This is a genomic window from Streptomyces sp. XH2 (assembly GCF_049725035.1).
Taxonomy (GTDB): Bacteria; Actinomycetota; Actinomycetes; order Streptomycetales; family Streptomycetaceae; genus Streptomyces; species Streptomyces roseoverticillatus.
In genome coordinates this window covers 297,387-314,930 of sequence record NZ_JBMMMZ010000005.1, presented here as the reverse complement: position 1 = coordinate 314,930, position 17,544 = coordinate 297,387, and the positions used below count along the sequence as shown (strand labels likewise).

General features: G+C 70.2%; 18 protein-coding genes and 1 pseudogene. 12 read left to right on the top strand and 7 right to left on the bottom strand.

Annotation, left to right across the window (positions count from 1 at the left end; all coding sequences use genetic code 11):
• Window positions 1-72 precede the first annotated feature (72 nt).
• Window positions 73-399, top strand: a complete 327-nt coding sequence (locus ACOTKD_RS12595) for a plasmid stabilization protein (protein WP_424888990.1) — start codon at window positions 73-75, stop codon at window positions 397-399.
• 196 nt (window positions 400-595) lie between these two features.
• On the opposite strand, the gene ACOTKD_RS12590 is transcribed toward ACOTKD_RS12595, so the two are convergent.
• The 3 genes from ACOTKD_RS12590 to ACOTKD_RS12580 form a co-directional block, all read right to left on the bottom strand.
• Complete coding sequence (locus ACOTKD_RS12590; RefSeq protein WP_424888989.1) at window positions 596-1,033, bottom strand: DUF2267 domain-containing protein; 438 nt, start codon at window positions 1,031-1,033, stop codon at window positions 596-598.
• 83 nt (window positions 1,034-1,116) lie between these two features.
• On the bottom strand, window positions 1,117-1,512 hold the full coding sequence (locus ACOTKD_RS12585; protein WP_424888988.1) for a DUF2267 domain-containing protein: 396 nt from the start codon (window positions 1,510-1,512) through the stop codon (window positions 1,117-1,119).
• Window positions 1,513-1,614: 102 nt separating this feature from the next.
• A complete protein-coding gene (locus ACOTKD_RS12580; protein WP_424888987.1) occupies window positions 1,615-2,046 on the bottom strand; it encodes an Hsp20/alpha crystallin family protein in 432 nt (143 codons plus the stop codon).
• A gap of 127 nt (window positions 2,047-2,173) precedes the next feature.
• Between ACOTKD_RS12580 and ACOTKD_RS12575 the strand changes: the two genes are divergently transcribed.
• On the top strand, window positions 2,174-2,803 hold the full coding sequence (locus ACOTKD_RS12575; protein WP_424888986.1) for a type III effector protein: 630 nt from the start codon (window positions 2,174-2,176) through the stop codon (window positions 2,801-2,803).
• Between the two features lie 363 nt (window positions 2,804-3,166).
• On the opposite strand, the gene ACOTKD_RS12570 is transcribed toward ACOTKD_RS12575, so the two are convergent.
• The 3 genes and pseudogenes from ACOTKD_RS12570 to ACOTKD_RS12560 all read right to left on the bottom strand — a co-directional run bounded on the left by ACOTKD_RS12570 (window position 3,167) and on the right by ACOTKD_RS12560 (window position 5,602).
• A complete protein-coding gene (locus tag ACOTKD_RS12570) occupies window positions 3,167-3,937 on the bottom strand; it encodes a peptidase S1 (RefSeq protein ID WP_424888985.1) in 771 nt (256 codons plus the stop codon).
• Window positions 3,938-4,310: 373 nt separating this feature from the next.
• Window positions 4,311-4,628 (bottom strand): annotated as a pseudogene (locus ACOTKD_RS12565) (hypothetical protein); the annotation flags it as partial.
• A gap of 332 nt (window positions 4,629-4,960) precedes the next feature.
• Window positions 4,961-5,602: an SUKH-4 family immunity protein gene (locus tag ACOTKD_RS12560; protein WP_424888984.1), complete on the bottom strand. Its 642-nt coding sequence runs from the start codon at window positions 5,600-5,602 to the stop codon at window positions 4,961-4,963.
• A 422-nt stretch (window positions 5,603-6,024) separates the two neighbouring features.
• On the opposite strand from ACOTKD_RS12560, the gene ACOTKD_RS12555 reads away from it, so the two are divergent.
• The 10 genes from ACOTKD_RS12555 (at window position 6,025) to ACOTKD_RS12510 (ending at window position 16,352) form a co-directional block, all read left to right on the top strand.
• On the top strand, window positions 6,025-7,302 hold the full coding sequence (locus ACOTKD_RS12555) for an NAD(P)-binding domain-containing protein (RefSeq protein ID WP_424888983.1): 1,278 nt from the start codon (window positions 6,025-6,027) through the stop codon (window positions 7,300-7,302).
• A 163-nt stretch (window positions 7,303-7,465) separates the two neighbouring features.
• Window positions 7,466-7,825: an ArsR/SmtB family transcription factor gene (locus ACOTKD_RS12550; protein ID WP_424888982.1), complete on the top strand. Its 360-nt coding sequence runs from the start codon at window positions 7,466-7,468 to the stop codon at window positions 7,823-7,825.
• Window positions 7,826-7,923: 98 nt separating this feature from the next.
• On the top strand, window positions 7,924-9,288 hold the full coding sequence (locus tag ACOTKD_RS12545) for an MFS transporter (protein WP_424888981.1): 1,365 nt from the start codon (window positions 7,924-7,926) through the stop codon (window positions 9,286-9,288).
• Between the two features lie 103 nt (window positions 9,289-9,391).
• Window positions 9,392-9,772: a hypothetical protein gene (locus ACOTKD_RS12540; RefSeq protein ID WP_424888980.1), complete on the top strand. Its 381-nt coding sequence runs from the start codon at window positions 9,392-9,394 to the stop codon at window positions 9,770-9,772.
• Between the two features lie 58 nt (window positions 9,773-9,830).
• Complete coding sequence (locus tag ACOTKD_RS12535; protein ID WP_424889124.1) at window positions 9,831-9,905, top strand: 50S ribosomal protein bL37; 75 nt, start codon at window positions 9,831-9,833, stop codon at window positions 9,903-9,905.
• A 267-nt stretch (window positions 9,906-10,172) separates the two neighbouring features.
• Window positions 10,173-11,735, top strand: a complete 1,563-nt coding sequence (locus ACOTKD_RS12530; protein WP_424888979.1) for a Na+/H+ antiporter — start codon at window positions 10,173-10,175, stop codon at window positions 11,733-11,735.
• A 378-nt stretch (window positions 11,736-12,113) separates the two neighbouring features.
• Window positions 12,114-14,675, top strand: a complete 2,562-nt coding sequence (locus ACOTKD_RS12525) for an ATP-binding protein (protein WP_424888978.1) — start codon at window positions 12,114-12,116, stop codon at window positions 14,673-14,675.
• 280 nt (window positions 14,676-14,955) lie between these two features.
• A complete protein-coding gene (locus ACOTKD_RS12520; RefSeq protein ID WP_424888977.1) occupies window positions 14,956-15,045 on the top strand; it encodes a potassium-transporting ATPase subunit F in 90 nt (29 codons plus the stop codon).
• Window positions 15,046-15,305: 260 nt separating this feature from the next.
• On the top strand, window positions 15,306-15,449 hold the full coding sequence (locus ACOTKD_RS12515) for a hypothetical protein (protein ID WP_424888976.1): 144 nt from the start codon (window positions 15,306-15,308) through the stop codon (window positions 15,447-15,449).
• A 90-nt stretch (window positions 15,450-15,539) separates the two neighbouring features.
• Window positions 15,540-16,352 (top strand): DUF6585 family protein, encoded by an 813-nt coding sequence (locus ACOTKD_RS12510; protein ID WP_424888975.1) that lies wholly within the window; start codon window positions 15,540-15,542, stop codon window positions 16,350-16,352.
• Window positions 16,353-16,643: 291 nt separating this feature from the next.
• On the opposite strand, the gene ACOTKD_RS12505 is transcribed toward ACOTKD_RS12510, so the two are convergent.
• Window positions 16,644-17,510 carry a TauD/TfdA family dioxygenase gene (locus tag ACOTKD_RS12505; protein WP_424888974.1) on the bottom strand — a complete coding sequence of 289 codons (867 nt, stop codon included), beginning with the start codon at window positions 17,508-17,510 and terminating at the stop codon, window positions 16,644-16,646.
• Window positions 17,511-17,544 lie beyond the last annotated feature (34 nt).

Here is a 17,544-nt window from a genome sequence, read left to right as displayed (position 1 = left end):
CCTGCGGCCCGGGTGGGCAGGTGTCACAGTGAGCGGTGAGCGATGGATCCGCCCCGGTAGAGGAGAGCCCTGATGCCCCGAGGTTCGAGTCCCAAGCGTGAGCGCCAGTACGAGCACATCAAGGAGAGCGCGCAGGAGCGCGGCGAGAGCACGAAGCGAGCGAAGGAGATCGCTGCCCGTACCGTCAACAAGGAGCGGGCCCGTGCGGGCGAGTCCAAGACCGCCAGCCGCTCGTCGGTGCAGGACATGTCCTCGTCCCGGCGCGGCGGGCAGCGCTCGCACTCCGGTGCGCAGGGCCCCACCAAGGAGCAGCTGTACAACGAGGCGAAGCAGAAGAACATCGAGGGGCGCTCGCAGATGAACAAGGCCGAGCTGAAGCGGGCGCTCGGCCGCGGCTGAACCCGGCGTCAGGGTCCTCCGCAACCGGCGGCGTTGGTCGCGGTGCCGGCACGGGAGGGGCAGGTGTACCGCTCGCCGTCCCGGCCGGGGCCGTTCGACATGCCTGCCCGCTTGCCTGCACGCACGAGCGATGTCTGAGCGTCCCGGCCGGCACATCGCAGGCCGCCGCCCGGGCGGTTGTGGATTCCCGGCCCGGCTATGCGGCGGGGGTGAGTTCGGCGCGGCCGAACAGCAGGGCGTAGCCGGAGGGGAGCTGTTGGAGGATGCGGGTGATCAGGTCGGGGCCGGCGCAGGCCGCGACGGCGGAGAGGACGGATCCGGTGTCCCAGCGGGTGGTGGCCAGGGAGGCGCCGGTGCGGGCGGCGAGGTCTTTGACGAAGGCCCAGCCGGTCAGCGGCTGGGTGTCGGGGATCTGAGCGGTGAGGATGCGCGCGGCGTCGAGGGGGAGGCGGGCGGCCAGTTCGACGCGTTCGTCGCCGGTCAGCTGGCGTCCCAGTCCTGCGAGGACCAGGCGGACGGCTTCCTCGGCCTTCTCGCGGGTGGGATAGGCGCCGTCGTAGCGGACCTTCTCCAGCATCTGCTCGTACGCCCTCCCGTGGACGGGGTGCTGGAGCGGTGGGCGCCGGTCGGACATCACTGCGGTGGTTGCCTTTCTGTCGCCAGGGTTGATGGTGCCGGTGTGCGGTCACCGGGAATTGCGGGACCCGACAAGTCCCCTCAGGTGGGCTGGGGGCGGCCGAAGAGGAGGTCGTAGCCCGCGGGGAGCTGGAGCAGGATCTGCCCCAGCAGGTCGCCGTCGACGGCGTCGGCGACCGTGCTGAGGACGGCGCTGACGTCCCAGGCCGCGGTCTGTTCGGTGGCGCCCTCGATCCAGGCTGCGGTCGCCCGCACGAACCGCTCCGGGGAGAGCGGCTCGGCGCTCTGGAGCGGGTTGAGCAGGATCAGGGCGAAGTCCTCCGGCAGACGCGCCGCCAGCTGGGCGCGTACCTCGCCGACCAGGTGTGCTCCCAGCAGGGCGAGCACCACGCGGGCCGCGCGCTCGGCTTCCTGCAGGGTGTCGTATGCGCCGCGTTCCTTCACACGGTCGAGGAACGCTTCCCATCGCACCGTCATCTCGGCCGCCACCCTTCCTCGGTCCACGAAGGCGCGGAGGGCGGGCAAGGGGGTAGATCAGTTACCCGTCCTCCGCCGCTGTTCAGCCCTCGGCTGTCCGGCTCAGCCGGAGATCTCCTTGTGGCCGGACCCGGCGCCGATGGAGATCTTGCGGGGCTTGGCGCGCTCGGCGATCGGGATGCGCAGGGTGAGCACGCCCGCGTCGTAGTCGGCCTTGATGTGCTCGGTGTCGAGGGTGTCGGCGAGCACGATCTGGCGGGAGAAGACGCCCAGCGGCCGCTCCGACAGCTCCATCTGCACGTCGTCGCCCTTCGCCACCGGCCGGCGCTCGGCCTTGACCGTGAGCATGTTCCGCTCGACGTCGATGTCGATCGCTTCGGCGCTGACGCCGGGGAGGTCGAAGGCCACCACGTACTCGTCGCCCTCGCGGTAGGCGTCCATCGGCATCGCCGACGGACGGGACCAGGTGCCCGGGCCCATCAGCTGCTGGGCCAGCCGGTCCAGCTCACGGAAGGGGTCAGTGCGCATCAACATCGGAAAACACCTCCAGAAGGTTCGGGCAGTTGCTGCCAATGCGCCTCACTGAATCCGTTGTAACATGTCATCCAGTGGATGACAAACATGCCGTCGTCCAGTGGATGACATCCCAAGGGAGGTGCCCATGACCCCGGCCGACCAGCCGGCCTCACTCAGCGCCGGCACGAACAGCCCGGCATCGTTCCTCGCCGCCGCGGCAGCCCTTAAGGCCATAGACGAGGCCCTGTGCGCCGCCCGGCACGACGCACCCACTCCCGAGGCTCACGAGATCGGTCCGGAGCAGGCCCTGGCCTCCCTCCTGCTGCTGCGGCAGGTCCGCGAACGGCTCGCCGGATGGGAGACCGGCCTGATCGAAACGGCCCGCGACGCGGGCGCCAGCTGGGCCGACCTCGCACACCCCCTCGGCGTCGCCAGCCGCCAGGCCGCCGAACGCCGCTACCTGCGGGGCCGTCCCGGACCCGCCGGAACCACCGGCGAACAACGCGTCCAAGCCACCCGCGAACGCCGCGCCGCCGAACGCACCACCGCCACCTGGGCCCGCCGCAACGCAGCCGACCTGCGCCGCATCGCCGGCCAGATCACCGCCCTCACCGACCTGCCGGAGGCAGCCCGCCTCCCGCTCAGCCGACTCCACGCGGCCCTCGCCCACGACAACCCCGCCGACCTCATTCACCCCCTCAACGCCACCCGCCCCCACCTGACCACCACCCACCCCGACCTCGCCGCACAACTCGACACCCTCACACCCCCCTGAGCCCGACCGTCGTCGAAGGGGGCGCGGGGCGCGGGTCGCGCAGGAGGCGGCTCGCCATGCGGACGCATCGGCAGACGATCACGCAGCAGGCCGATGCGAGGAACCCCTCGCGGCTATCGCCCTGCCGGGTGTCAGCGCAGGGCGACCGCCGCGTCCGTTCGTCCGGTGGCGATCCTGACGGCGGAGCCCGCCGGGGCGGTGCCCACCGCATGCATGACGGCGCACTCAGTCATCAGGGACCACTCCGGCGATCCTTTGGAGACGGACCGTAGGAGCGGCTCCCAGGCACCCACCCGGGCGCGGCGCTCCGCCCGGCGTACACCGCCGCCCGGGGCTCCCGCGGGCGGCGGAGCGGACAGTCGTTCAGTACGCGAGGTGGAAGCCGGCGCCGACTCCACCGTTGGCGTTCATCTCGTCGATGATGCTCAGGATGGGCGAGCTGTGCTGGGCGCCCCAAGCGTTGCCGACCAGCGTCTGCCCGACGACGACCGGGGAACCGGAGTCGCCGCCATTGGTCCAGATGAGGTGGGTGAACCACATGTTGTGGGTGCCGAGCTTGATGCCACAGGTGAGGCCGGTGCGGTGGCCTTGCTTGCACATGCGGACCCCGTTGGCGGGCGGGGCTCCGATCGATGAGATGGTCACGTCGCCGACGGTGCTGGTGGGAGCGACTCTGGTCTCGTCCAGCAGGATCACCGCGTAGTCGAGGCCCTTGGGACCGTTGTTGAGAAGGTTGTTGGGCGTGCTGACGTACGTCACCGTGCCGATGGGACCGGTCTCCAGGTCGGGGCGGGTGTTGGGAATCGGCGCCGGGGCCTGTGCTGTTCCCGCGGGCGAGGCGTCCCGGTAGACCTTGTCCCCGACGAGCTTGTTGCCCTTGTCGTCGATGAAGCAGTGTGCATTGGTCAGCCCCACCAGATTGCCGGCGTTGTCGCGGCCGACCGCGGTGAGGGTGCAGATGTACAGGCTGGTGGGTGCCTCCGGACTCGGACTCATCCGGAAGACGATCCCGGTGCCACCGCCGATGGGGGTGCGTGTGTCTGTACGGGAGTCCGCGCTCGCGGACGGAACCGTGCCGATGGATATGGCCGCCGCGAGGACGGCGAGGCCGAGGGTGCGTATCACTCGTAACATGTGATGACTCCTGTGTAGGACTGGTTTCTGGTGCGGGGCTTGGCGGGGGGCCAGGTGCGGACGGGAACCGTATACGACTGGAAACTGCATACGGCCAGGCCGGCGGTAGCGCCGACGGTCGCACCGACGGGCCTTCAGGTGACCGTCGCATCTGGCTGAGAGTCCAGGTCTGCTCGTGAAGACGTTCCACTCTGGGTGTTGGCCACCACGGACACGTGGCGGCCGTCCGCGGTGACCATCGTCCGGGTGCAGTAGCCGGGCACCATGCCGTTGCGGCCCCAGACCGAGCCGCCGCAGGGCAGGTCGCGCCTGATCAGCCCGGACCCGTACCCGGCTCCCTCGAACTCGGCTCCCGCGGTCTTCTCCGTCTCGGTCAGGGCGGCCGGGACAGACGACCTTGCCGCCGATCAGCGCCTGGTAGAACTTCGTGAGGTCCTCCTACGTCGAGATCACCGCTTCGGCGCTGCTGAAGACGGACGGACGGGTCGTAGTCGAGGACCCGGGACCAGAAGGAGAACCCGCCGATCCGCACGCCGTGGTAACCGCGTACGGGCGAGGCGGGCAGGGAGCGATCACCGGGGGCCGGGAAAACGGTCCGGGACAGGCCGAGCGGCCTGATGATCCGGTTCGTGACGGCCTCGTGCACCGCCGTCCCTGCGGTCTTCTCGACGAGCATGCCGAGGATCAGGTAGTTGGTGTTGGACTACAGGAACGCGGTACCGGGCGCGGAAGCCGGGGCGCGCTTCAGACTCCTCCTTGGGATGATTGAACGAGCCGATAGATCCGCATGGTAGCCAGGGCGCGCAGGACTGGCTCCCCGGAACTTTCCGGGTGGACAGCCGAACGGTCCGGCGGGCGTGGCGGCCCGCACACTCCCTTCTTCCGGACCAGGCGGTTACGACGGGAAGACGCCCCGCCCTCGCCCCGCGACGGCGGGAATGGGGACTGCGCGTCTGCACCGCCCTGCGGCGTGCCTCGTCGGGACTCGGGGACACGCACCGTGTCGTTTCCTTTGGGGTCGATTTATGCGGTTTTGTAGAGCGAGCGGGCTCCCGGGCTGTTGCTCTTGAAACGCTGGCCCATGGCGATCTCGTCGCCCACCACCGACCAGACGGTCTCGTCGTCCTGGAAGGGGAGCGGGTCGATGCTGCTCGTCTCCTCGCGGATGCGATCGACCTCACCGCCCAGGCGCTCGAAGCCGGCCTCTTCGTCGCTCTCGTCGCTCTCGTCTCCGCTGAAGGTGAACTCTTCGAGCAGGCGCTGGAACCGGAGGGTGACCTGGACGAGGGAGGAGAGGTCCGTGTGGAGTTCCTGCACGGTCCCCTCGCCGGGGTCGAAGGCGTGCACCTTGCCGGATACGGGGTCGAGGGCGAGGTGCGCGTTGAGCAGCCAGCCGATGACGGGCCAGGTACCCGCGCCCTCCGCGCCCGCCGCGGCGTCCTCGAAGTCCTCGATGTGGACGACGTCCTGGACGAGGGGCAGCAGACCGTCGTGCTCGTCGGGCTGACGCAGCAGGAGCGTCCCGGTGGGGACGCCGATGGTCTGCAGGAGGCGGGCGCCCTCGGTGTCCGCGGCGGCGGGTGGGAAGGCGGTGGCGGGCAGGGTCGCGATCCGGTCCTCGCCGAAGATGCCGGCGAGTCCGCTGCGGGTGATCTCGAAAAGCACTGCCGGAACTCCGAACTCCGCGGCGGCACGGGCGCCGTGGGACACTCTCAGCGGATGGAAACGGGTACAACAACTGCGTTGCGGATCAAGGCGTTTTCGGCGACCCCGACCCCGACCCCGACCCCGTTCCCGCCCCGCCCTCTGACCGGAGAGCAGCATAAACCCAAGAACAAACCGACACTGCCCGGCACCGGATCGTGAGGCCCTGGCCTGGCCTTGAGCACCTCTCCTTGTCCTTGACCGGCTGAACGTCCGTGGACGGTATTTGCGACCTGTCCGGCTTGCTCCAAATCTGTGCGCCGGAAGCCCGGCAGAGGGCAAACTGGCGTGGGAGAGGACGGTGCGCGCGGCTGGGGGCCTGCGTACTGTCATTGGACCGCGTTCGCCGGGGCGGGCCGCTGCCGTGGCCGTGGGGGGAATGAATGACGCAGTCGCTTTCCGGGCAGCGCCGTGCCGTGGGCGGGCCGGGTTCCGGGGCAGCAAGTGGGCCGGTGGTGGTGATCGGGGCCGGTCCGTACGGTCTGTCGGTGGCCGCGCATCTGCGGGCGGCCGGGGTGCCGGTGCGGGTCTTCGGCGAGATCATGGACAGCTGGCGGCACGCGATGGCCACGGGGATGTTCCTGAAGTCGACGCCCGCGGCCACGGATCTGGCCGCCCCGGTTCAGGGCGCCCGGCTGAAGGATTTCTGCCGTGTGACGGGCCTGGAGGAGCTGACCGAACTGACACCGATCCCGTGCACGACGTTCGTGAACTACGGGATGTGGTTCGCCCGGCAGCATGCCGGGCCCGTCGACCCGGCCCGGGTGAGCATGGTGCAGCGGGCCGGGAGCGGTTTCACGGTCCGGCTGGAAGACGGCAAGGAAGTCGAGGCCGCGGCCGTGGTCGTGGCCACCGGCCTTGGCACGCTCGCGCACATCCCGCACCGGCTGCGCCATCTGGCACCCGCGGGACCGGGGCCGCAGGCGCCGCTGTCCCACACGAGCCAGCACACCGACCTGTCCCGGTACGCCGGGCGCCGCGTCGCGGTGGTGGGAGGCGGGCAGTCGGCGCTGGAGAGCGGCGCTTTGCTGCACGAGGCCGGCGCCCGCGTCGAGGTCCTGGTGCGCGCTGCCCGGGTGCGCTGGGGAGAGCGCCCGCAGTTGCGGCGGCCATGGAGCGAGCGGCTGGCCGCACCGGCGTCGCCGCTGGGGACCGGCTGGCCCCTGGCCGCGGTGTGCCGCGCACCGGGCGCTGTGCGGCACCTCCCGGCGTCCGCGCGGATGCTGCTGTTCCGCCGTGCGCTGGGCCCGTCCGGCGGGTGGTGGCTGCGCGACCGCGTCGAGGGCGTCGTGCCCGTCCGTACTTCCTGCCGCATCCGGCAGGCGCGCTTGGAGCCGGCCGGGGTGAGGCTGTGCTTGGAGGGGGCGGGCGCCGGCCCGGCCGAGCTCGTGGTCGATCACGTACTGGCGGCCACCGGGTACCGGCTCGACGTGGACGTCCTGGCCTTCCTCGCACCGGAAATGCGGCGCGCTGTGGCCCGGGTGCCCGGTTCGAAGGCTCCCCGCCTGTCCGGCGCGTTCGAGTCCCGCGTCCGGGGTCTGTTCTTCACCGGCTCGCTCGCCGCGCCCACCTTCGGGCCGATGCTGCGTTTCGTCGCCGGGACCGAGTTCACCGCCCGGCGGGTCACTAGCGTCCTGGCGCGCCGGACCTCGCACCGCTGACCTCTCACCTACCGAAGGGCGCCCGTCTCCAGCCTGCCGGCCGTTCGCATCCATGCGTGTGCCGGCCACTGCCGCCGGCAGCGTGACCCTTGGCCCGCGGCCGGCGCCAACCCCGTACAACCGGAGGCGACCGGCCGACGCGGGCGGCTTCTACGATGAGGGCATGCCGGAACGCGAACAAACTCCAGTTGCTCCCCATTCGCATCAGCGGACCCCGGGCAGGGAGCAGCTGGCCACCGCCGCGACCGTGTTCGCGCTGCTGGCCGACCCGACGCGGCTGCATCTGCTGTGGCTGCTGGCCAAGAACGAGGCGGACGTGACCGCCTTGGCCTCAATGAGCGAGGCTCCTCGCCCGGCCGTGAGCCAGCACCTGGCGAAGCTGCGGCTTGCGGGCCTGGTGGAGGCCCGTAAGGACGGGCGGCGGATGGTGTACTCCCTGCGTGACGGGCATCTGCGTCGTCTCGTCGTCGAGGCTCTCAGTCACGCGGACCACCAGGTCACCGGTGAGCCCTGGCACGCCTGACCGCATCTTTCCCGAATGACGTTCGATCGACGTGTGCGCATGTATGCACACGTTGTCTATGGTGGAAGGTGCCCGGGTTCGCCGACCGAGGAGTCCCCATGCTCGCCGTGCTGCGCGACCGCACCTACCGCCGTCTGTTCACCGCCCAGGTCATCGCCCTGGCCGGCACCGGTCTGGCAACGGTCGCGCTGAGCCTGCTGGCGTACGACCTGGCGGGCGGCGGCGCCTCCGCCGTGCTCGGCACGGCGCTGGCGATCAAGATGGTCGCGTACGTGGGCATCGCGCCGGTGATCAGCGCGTTCGCGGACCGAATACCGCGCAGGGCCCTGCTGGTGGGGATGGACCTCACCCGGGCCGGCGTCGCACTCGTCCTGCCGTTCGTGGACAGCGTGTGGCAGGTCTACGTCCTGATCTTCCTGCTCCAGTCGGCGTCGGCCGCCTTCACTCCGACGTTCCAGGCCACCATCCCCGAAGTCCTGCCCGACGAGCGTGACTACACCCAGGCCCTGTCGCTGTCCCGGCTCGCCTACGACCTGGAGAGCCTCTTCAGCCCGGCACTCGCAGCCGGACTGCTGACGCTGGTCACGTACAACTGGCTGTTCGCCGGCACGGTCGTGGGCTTCCTCGCCTCCGCCGCCCTCGTCGTCTCCGCCGTCCTGCCCAAACCTGCCCCGGTCGAACGCACCGGCGGCATCTACGCCAAGGCGACCTTCGGCACCCGCCTGTACTGGGCCACGCCCCGGTTGCGGGCCCTGCTCGCCCTCGACCTCGTGGTGGCCGCCGCCGGTGCCATGGTCTTCGTCAACACCGTGGTCCTCGTCCGCGACCAGCTGCACCGCGGGGCCGGTGACGTCTCCCTCGCGCTGGGGGCCTACGGGGCCGGGTCCATGGCCGCGGCACTGATGCTGCCGAAGCTCCTTGAGCGACTGACCGATCGCGCGGTGATGCTCCCCGCCGCGTTCACGCTCGTCGGCGTACTCGGCGTGTTCGCCGCAACACCCTGGTCGTGGCCCGCGCTGCTGACCGCCTGGGCCCTGCTGGGCGCCGCAACGTCCGCCGTCCTCACCCCCGCCGGACGGCTGATCCGGCGCTCCGCCGCGCCCGCGGACCTGCCGGCCGCCTTCGCCGCCCAGTTCTCCCTCTCCCACGGCTGCTGGCTGCTCACCTACCCCCTGGCCGGCTGGCTGGCAGCCGGGGCGGGCATGACGACGGCCGCCGCCGTCCTCACCGCGATCGGTCTGGCCTCGGCCGCCGTGGCCCTGTTCCTGTGGCCGTCCCGTGATCCGGTCAGCCTCGGCCACGTCCACACCGGCCTGCCTGCCGACGATCCCCACCTCGCCGACGCCCACCAGCACCCGAACGGCTGGCACCACGCCCACGCCTACGTCATCGACGTCCGGCACCCGCGCTGGCCCACCTCCCATCGCGCCCGGAGGACGCCCGCATCGGCCCTGCACGGGTAAACCGTGACCACCGCCCCTCAGATGGTGACGACGTTGACCACGAGGGACGCGAACACGGCCAGCGCCCCGGCCTGCCCGAAGCGGCGCGGGTCGGCCTCGCCTTGTGGCGGGGTGCCGTCGCCTTGCCCGCATCCCGGAGTGGATCACTACCCCCGCCGCGCGCCGCTACTCCCGCCTGGCCGCCTATGCCCAGTCCCAGCTCGCCCTGACGATCTTCTCCAGGGAGAGCGCCCCGTGGACGTCCGTCAGCGTGCACCCCGGTGTGTGCGACACCGCCCTGCTCCCGCTCTACGCCCATGAGGGCGACTCCGCGGCCGACGGCGCCGCTTGCGTGGTGCGCCTGTGCGACCCGGCGACCGAGGTGGAGTCCGGTGCGTATTACGACCGTACCGCCCCCGCCCCTGCCGCGCCGGTGGCGCTGGAGGACCGCACGGTCCGGCTGCTTTGCAAGCTCGCCGACCACCTGGTCGCCGCGAGCGCCTGACTTCTGTCCCGAAAACCCCTGAACCCCTGAACCCCTGAACCCCAAAGAAGGAAGACCGATGTCGAAGCGTGCTCGCAAGAAGCGAGCCCGTCGCAAGAAGAACGCCAACCACGGTAAGAAGGCCTGCAACTGACCACCTGACGCTGGTCGCAGGACGTTGCGGACCCGGGGGAACGGCTTCGCAACGTCCGCTTCGTACGTCTACGGAGTGGGCTCCCGTTCACCGTGAACTGCGGCAGGCAGGATACGGGTTCCGTCCTCGGTGACGACACGTGTCATGTCCGGAGCGTGGCAAGATTTCGTCAGCGTCGGGTAAGTTCCCCAGTGGAGTGCCGGGAAGACTGGTCGGCGGCGAGGCTTCCTCAGCCGCGCCTCGGCACACACTCGGGGGAACGACCACATGACCGGCCTGGCTGCTGTGCTCTTCCTCGTGGCGCTGGCAACCGCGGTGGCCACCGGGGCGCGGCACTGGCGCATCCCGGCTCCTTCACTGCTGGTCGTCGCGGGAGTCGCGGTAGGGGTGCTGCCGTGGATGCCGGATGTCCGCGTCGAGCCCGAAGTGATCAGTGTGCTGGTGTTGCCGCCCCTGTTGTACGCCTCCGCGGAGGAGATCTCCTGGCGGGACCTCCGCGAGGTGTGGCGACCTGTCACTGTCCTCGTCTTCGGCCTGGTGCTGGCCTCGGCGGCGGTGGTGTGCACCGTGGCCGCACTGACGACTCCGCTTACCGGGTCCATGGCCTTCGTGCTCGGCGCGGTGCTCGCCAGCACCGACCCGGTAGCGGTGACCGCCTTGGGCCGTCGTCTGGCCCTGCCGCCACGGGTGCAGGTCATGGTGCAGGCGGAGAGTCTGTTCAACGACGCTACGAGCCTGGTGCTGTTCAAGGTGGCGGTGGGGTCAGCGGTGATCAGCGGCGCGGTCTCTCCTCCGGGCGCGGTGGGGAAGTTCGTGGTGCTGGGCGGCGGAGGGGCACTTGTCGGCGCGGCCGTCGCCGGCATGGTGGTGCTGATACGGAAGCGGACCGAGGACCCGGTGCTGGAGGCCGTGATCGCCTTGGTCACCCCGTACGCGGCGTACGTACTGGCCGAAGACCTGAAGACTTCCGGGGTGACGGCGGTCGTCCTCGCGGGCGTGCTTCTCGGAAGCACCGGCCACAAGCTGGCCAGCGCCCCGATACGACTGCAGGTGCACGCCGTGTACGCCACCGTGGTGTTCCTGCTGGAGAACGTCGTCTTCGCTCTCATAGGACTGGAGTTGCCGTCCCTGGTCCGTGCACTCGCACCGGACGAGCGAGGCTGGCCGCTCGGCGTCCTCGCGGTGGCCGCCACCGTCATCGCGGTACGGGTGCTGTGGATCTTCCCCCTCTCGGCAGTGATGCAGCACCGGCGCGGCGAGGGCAGGATCTCCTGGCGAATCCCGGCGGTGGCCTCCTGGGCCGGCACCCGGGGAGTCATGCCGCTGGCGGCCGCGCTGTCCATTCCGCTGGTGACGAGCGGTGGCGAGTCGCTGCCGCACCGCTCACTGGTCCTCACCCTCACGACCGGTGTCGTCGCGCTCACTCTCGTCGTTCAGGGATTCACCCTGGCCCCCCTGGTCCGCAGGTCCGGCATCGCCCTGGAGCCTGAGCACACCGCACGCGAAGAGGCCCGCGCTCGCTGCAGCCTGGCCCATGCGGCTCTGCTCCATCTCGACAAGCTCATCGATCTCGAGGCGGTCCCCACGGCCGTGGCCGACCAGTTGCGCCGCGACCTTGAGAATCGCCTCGGTGTCGAAGGCGAAGCGGGCGTGGACGATACCGCAGGCCTGCGCTTCGCCATCGCCGACCACCGGGCCATGCGGCGCACTCTGATCGGTGTCGAGTCCGAAGAACTGCTACGCCTCTACGAGACCCATGAGATCAGTGACACCACCAGACGCCGCATCCAACGGTCGCTGGACCTGGAGGAACTCGGCCTCACGGACTGAGGAATTGTCCCAGTAGGACAGCCCGGTCGGGTTCCGGCACCAGAACAAGGCATCGGATGCCATAAAAGGAGCGTCAAAGTAATGGGGTGATGCGTCAGGAATCCATAAAGAACCCCTGTCGACCGGGCTGTTCGCGCTTTGCTACGAAGCCCGTACACCTCAGGCTCCCCCGCCGGGGCCGGGCGGACTTGTCCTCACGTTTCCCTACTCGACGGGTGTTCCTACATGGCGGATCCGGGCCCCTCGGCGCCACTTTTGTCCGGGCTCCACCGCTCCTTGACCACCCTGACAGGACGACATCCCCATGACACCGCCCGGCCGCCCGAGCTCAGGCTCGTGTCCCGGGCAGCGTGCCGTCTCGTGGAGAAGGACCGAACCATGGCGCAGCACAGTGCTTCGACCGGTGGTCCGGGCACGCGTCCGGGCAGGCGTCCGGGAAGGCTCAAGGTGTTCCTCGGGGCGGCACCCGGGGTCGGCAAGACCTACCGGATGCTCGACGAAGGACAGCGGCGCACGGCCCGGGGCAAAGAAGTGGTGGTGGCCTTCGCCGAGAGCCACGACCGCCCGCGCACCGACGCGCTGCTCGAAGGACTCGACACCATGCCCCGCACGACACGCACCTACCGGGGCATGGAACTCACCGAGCTCGATCTCGACGCGGTGCTGACGCGTCGCCCCGAGGTCGTGCTCGTCGACGAGCTCGCGCACACCAATGTCCCCGGTGGCCGCAACGCCAAGCGCTGGCAGGACATCGAGGAAATGCTCGCGGCCGGGATCGATGTGGTCACCACCGTAAACATCCAGCACCTGGAGTCCCTCAACGACGTCGTCGAGAAGATCACGGGGGTCCAGCAGCGTGAGACCGTGCCCGACGAATTCGTGCGCAAGGCCCATGAGATCGAATTCGTCGACATGTCACCCGAAGGCCTGCGGCGGCGCATGGCACACGGCAACATCTACCCGCCCGAGAAGGTCGACGCGGCCCTCTCGCGCTACTTCCGGATCGGCAACCTCACGGCGCTGCGGGAGCTGGCCCTGCTGTGGGTGGCGGGCAGGGTCGACGAGGCTCTGCAGAGCTACCGGTACGAGCACGGGATCGGCAGCGTCTGGGAAACCCGTGAACGCGTCGTGGTCGCCATCACCGGCGGCCCCGAGAGCGAGGCCCTCATCCGCCGTGGCGCCCGCATCGCGGCCCGTTCCTCCGGCGGTGACCTGCTGGCCGTCCACATTGCCCGGAGCGACGGCCTGGCCGATGCCTCACCCGTAGCCCTGGCCAGGCAGCGACAGCTGGTGGAGAGCCTCGGCGGCACCTTCCACTCCGTCGTCGGGGACCATGTGCCCACTGCACTGATGGAGTTCGCTCGTGCCGAGAACGCCACCCAGCTGGTCATCGGAACCCGTGTCCGCGGCTGGCTGCTCGGCTCGCTGACCGTACGCGGCGCGGGCGAGACCATCGTCGAGCTCTCCGGCGACATCGACGTGCACATGGTCACCCACGAACGCGCCAAGCGGAGGCGCGTGCCGGCCAACCCTCCCAACCGCCTGCCACTCACCCGCCGCGTGGCAGGTCCCGTAGCCGGTCTCACTCTGCCCGTGCTTCTGACGGTGCTGATGCGCGGCCTCTCCGGGCGCGTCGACCTCAACCTCACCAGCGACACCCTGCTCTTCCTGCTGACCGCATCGGGAGTCGCCTGCATCGGCGGCGTCGTCTCCGCGCTGCTCGCCGCGGTGACGGCCTCCCTGCTGATGAATTACTACTTCATCCCGCCCACCGACCGGTTCACCATCGACGACGCCGACAACGTCCTCGCACTGATCGTTTTCGTGACCGTGGCCGTCACGGTGGCCGCTGTCGTGGACCGCTCTTTGCGGCTGGGCCGCCGCGCCGCCGGCGCGGCGGCGGAGGCAGAGACCCTCTCGGCACTCGCGAGCAGCATCTTGCGCGGTGACAGGGCCGTGCCCGCGCTGCTGGAACGCACCCGGGAAACGTTCGGGATGGAGAGCGTCGAACTTTCCCACGGCAAAAGTGAAACGGGGCGCAGGGCAATGGCCGACGGCGAGACGGACGCGGCCCACGAGACCAGGGTCCCGATCGGCTCGGACAGTGTGCTGGTGCTGCGCGGCCGCCGACTGCCCGCCTCCGAGCACCGGGTGCTCACGGCCTTCGCCGCCCATCTCACCGCCGCTGTCGAGCGCGCCCGGCTGGCCGAGGTCGCGGCCGAGGTCGAACCGGTCAAGGCCGCCGACCGGATGCGCACGGCGCTCCTCGCCGCCGTCAGCCACGACCTCCGCACACCACTGGCCGGCTGCTGGGCCGCCGTCAGCTCACTGCGCAGCCGGGACGTCGAGTTCTCGCAGGAGGACCGCGACGCGCTCCTCGCCACGGCGGAGGAGTCCCTTGCCAAGCTCAGCCGCCTCGTGGACAACCTGCTCGACATGAGCAGGCTTCAGGCGGGCGCGCTCACCCTCCGCTTGGAGCCCACAGCGCTCGCCGAAGTGCTGCCACTCGCGCTCGACACCCTGCCCGAACCGACGGTCCCTGTGATCACCCAGGACCTGGAAAGCACTCCTCAGGTGCTCGCGGACCCGCCGCTGCTGGAACGCGTCATCGCCAACCTCGTGGCCAATGCGGTACGCAACGCGCCTCCCGGGCACCCGGTGATCGTCAGTGCCAGCACCCTGGCCCCGTACGTGGAAGTACGGGTCATCGACCGTGGCCCGGGGATTCAACCAGCCGACAAGGAACGTGCGTTCCTGCCCTTCCAACGCCTCGGTGACACCGACAACACCACCGGTCTCGGACTTGGACTCGCCCTCTCCCGCGGCCTCACCGAAGCCATGGGCGGGACGCTCACCCCCGAGGACACCCCCGGAGGCGGACTCACCATGGTCATCTCCCTGCCCGCCGCACCGGACTCCGCCGGCGATCCGGGCAACTGACATTCCTGCCGGTCCGGCGTCCGGACTGATCCGGTTCGCTGCAGGGCACGGCTCCGCCCGCAGGGATCCCTGGGGCTGCGGCTTTGATCAGCCGCTCGCCCGGGTGTCCTGTGCACGGCGGACCGGATGGGCCAAGGGCGCGTCACCCGTGCGTAGGAAAACCGTCAATGCCTCTGGCACGTCCTGCGGAGGGGAGCTTCCATGGCCACCATGGCGGCTTCGGCTCGGGCCCGGAGCGATGAGAACCGTGCGGTGAAGCACTGCTGGTGGGAGAGATGTCATGACCGCAGGACATGTCGTCGGGTTGATCGTCGCCGCCGCACTGGTCGGCTATCTCGTGCTCGCCGTGAAATTCCCCGAGCGATTCTGACGATGCGCCACGGTGGTCGCAGTAGCCGGGCCGGGCCCCGTTCCGGCTTCCGGCGTGTCCGTCCTGCCACGTCGTTGCGGCTGCGCTGATCCTTCCACCGGCCGTAGCCGTCGCACTCGTGCCGCTGTGGACGACGCTGCCGGACACCGATGCGTCGCGGGCCAGGGCGCCAGGCCGCACCCGCCTCGCATTTCTTCAGCACGTGCCCGTCGCTTCCGCCTGCCGCGCGCAAGCCGGCTCGCCGGCACACGCTGGGGCCGGTGACGCGCATCGCTTCGCCGGTCAGGGTGTTCCGCTGCCGGGTGACGGTGGCGCTGCTGATCAGACCGAAGACCAATTGCCGAACAGAGCGAGACTACGCTTTCCTGCGATCCGATGTGATGGGCCGGATCGCGGCCGTGTGAGGGTGACGTCAGGAGGCTGATGGCGTGTCGGCCTCTCGTGGTAGCTTCCGCGAGTATTGGCGAGTGATTTCTGCCCAGGGGGGGGGCAGCGTGACCGATCGGTTCGTCGGTAATTCCGATGCTTGGGAACGGATTCGGCTGGAGGCCGAGAGCGCGGGGCTGGGGGAGCATCGCGCGGTGTACTGGCCGTTGACGTCCTACCCGCCGGGAAAGCAGCGGCGGGTAGGCATAGGTGCCTTCGTCTGCCTGGCCCTGTCGGTGGTTTTCGTGAACACGACGGTATGGATCCTCACGGCCTTCACCGCCCCCTTCGCGGCGGTCTGCGCCCTGGGGTGGCTGATCGCGGTGCGTACCGACCAGCGGAACGCCGGTGTGCGGCTCGATCTGTTCGCACATGGCCTGGTCTTCACCGGGCCCGGTACTTCCCTGCACGTGCATCGCTGGGACACGGTGTCCGTCCTGGAACAGATTCGCAATCCCACCCGCAACAGCCTGTACTACGGCCGGACGTGGATCTACGTGCTGACCGATCCCGGTGGCCGGACCGTCAGGATCAGAGGCGGCATGACGGAGGGCGGCGGCATCGCGGACGTCGAGGAATGGGGCCCGGCGATCCTCCGGGCCGTCACCGAGGCTCAGCTGCCCGGGTCGCTCGCCGCCCTCGAACAGGGACGGACGCTGGAGTTCGGCGGCCTGGCGGTGAGCCGCGACGCCGTGACAGCCCTGGGGGTGTCCGTACCGTGGACGCAGACCGGGGACGTGACGTACAAAGGCGGCGATCTGATCATCAAGGCCGCAGGGAGCCGGCGGACGCTGGTCAGGACGAGTGTCCTTCGCATCCCGAACCACCCCCTGCTCGATGTGCTCATCAGGCACCTGCGTGACTGCGCACGGCAGTCGTAGCGGCGACGACTTCGGCGATCCCACCCACGCCCGAGGCCGCGCGCTTGACCGCGCATCGGTGCGCTCGCCGTCCAGCGGAGTCGCGAGCACGTCACCGCCGGGAACCTCTCGGGTCGTGCACAGTGAACTGCCACGCCGCCGGATCCAGTCGGCGATCGCCCACAAGGTCGCCCCGAACACCGAAGTCGCGATTCGGCTGCCGTGGGCGAAGGCCGCCTCAACGTCCGGCGAGCGTCCAGGTGAAGCGGCTTGGTTCGAGACGCATGGCGACGCCGGCGGTTGAAGGCAAGGTCAGTCGGCCCATACCCGCACCAGGCAGCGGCCGGGGTGCGGTGGGGGCGGGTCGGCGAATGAAGTCCTGCCGTGCAGGATGGCCATGTTGTCCACCAGCAGCAGGTCACCGCGGCGGAGCCGCACGCGCAGGGCCATGCGAGGGTCCGCCAGGACCTCGTCAAAGGCGTTCAGAGCGGCAACCTGGGCGGCGGACAGCGGGTTTCCGTGCTCCTGCTGGCCACGCGTGATCCAGTACCGGTTGTACTGCACGTGCAGGCGGCCGGCGCCGCGCCGGAAGACGGGGTAGATGTGTTCGAAGTCCGGCCCGCGGCCGAAGTGGAAGTCCTGGTAGAGGTCAGGCAGGACATCCGGTCGGGACCTGAGCAGTACGTTGTGCACGGCGTGGCCGCTCACCAGCACCGATTCGCCGCCGTGGCGCGCCGGCCGGATGCACAGCATGCCCAGCAGCCGTGGAGGTCCGGGGAATTTCGCCCGGTCGGTGTGCAGGGCGAGGTCTTCCCCGGGGTGGTGCGCGCGTGCCGGGGGCACGGGGGCGGAGGTCGCGGCCGTCACCAGGTTGTCGCCCGGGTGGTCCGGGTTCGCAGGGCGTACGTCGCCCAGCGGTGCCATGAACCGCCGGCACGCCGCGACGCACTCTTCATCGGTCAACGCGTCAAGGCCGAGGCCGCGTACCACCGCCAGCCCGGGACCGCGGTTCAGGCACTGCGCGGCCCGGGCCGCGGGATCGCCACCCTCCTGGCCCGGGGGCGCGTCACCCGTGGCGCCCCCAGGCAGCAGAGGATGCACCGGAACCAGCCAGTCCCGCTCCTTCAGCGTCGCGCCCTGCCACACGGAGGGCCCCGCGACCGCAACCGGTGTGTCCATCAACGGGCTCCTTCCGGCCTTTCGGTCCCTTGTC

Excerpts from the sequence above, each read along its gene's own strand:
- ACOTKD_RS12595 (WP_424888990.1), top strand. The coding sequence starts at position 73 with ATGCCCCGAGGTTCGAGTCCCAAGCGTGAGCGCCAGTACGAGCACATC.
- ACOTKD_RS12590 (WP_424888989.1), bottom strand. The coding sequence starts at position 1,033 with ATGTCCGACCGGCGCCCACCGCTCCAGCACCCCGTCCACGGGAGGGCG.
- ACOTKD_RS12585 (WP_424888988.1), bottom strand. The coding sequence starts at position 1,512 with ATGACGGTGCGATGGGAAGCGTTCCTCGACCGTGTGAAGGAACGCGGC.
- ACOTKD_RS12580 (WP_424888987.1), bottom strand. The coding sequence starts at position 2,046 with ATGTTGATGCGCACTGACCCCTTCCGTGAGCTGGACCGGCTGGCCCAG.
- ACOTKD_RS12575 (WP_424888986.1), top strand. The coding sequence starts at position 2,174 with ATGACCCCGGCCGACCAGCCGGCCTCACTCAGCGCCGGCACGAACAGC.
- ACOTKD_RS12570 (WP_424888985.1), bottom strand. The coding sequence starts at position 3,937 with ATGTTACGAGTGATACGCACCCTCGGCCTCGCCGTCCTCGCGGCGGCC.
- ACOTKD_RS12555 (WP_424888983.1), top strand. The coding sequence starts at position 6,025 with ATGACGCAGTCGCTTTCCGGGCAGCGCCGTGCCGTGGGCGGGCCGGGT.
- ACOTKD_RS12550 (WP_424888982.1), top strand. The coding sequence starts at position 7,466 with ATGCCGGAACGCGAACAAACTCCAGTTGCTCCCCATTCGCATCAGCGG.
- ACOTKD_RS12545 (WP_424888981.1), top strand. The coding sequence starts at position 7,924 with ATGCTCGCCGTGCTGCGCGACCGCACCTACCGCCGTCTGTTCACCGCC.
- ACOTKD_RS12530 (WP_424888979.1), top strand. The coding sequence starts at position 10,173 with ATGACCGGCCTGGCTGCTGTGCTCTTCCTCGTGGCGCTGGCAACCGCG.
- ACOTKD_RS12525 (WP_424888978.1), top strand. The coding sequence starts at position 12,114 with ATGGCGCAGCACAGTGCTTCGACCGGTGGTCCGGGCACGCGTCCGGGC.
- ACOTKD_RS12520 (WP_424888977.1), top strand. The coding sequence starts at position 14,956 with ATGACCGCAGGACATGTCGTCGGGTTGATCGTCGCCGCCGCACTGGTC.
- ACOTKD_RS12505 (WP_424888974.1), bottom strand. The coding sequence starts at position 17,510 with ATGGACACACCGGTTGCGGTCGCGGGGCCCTCCGTGTGGCAGGGCGCG.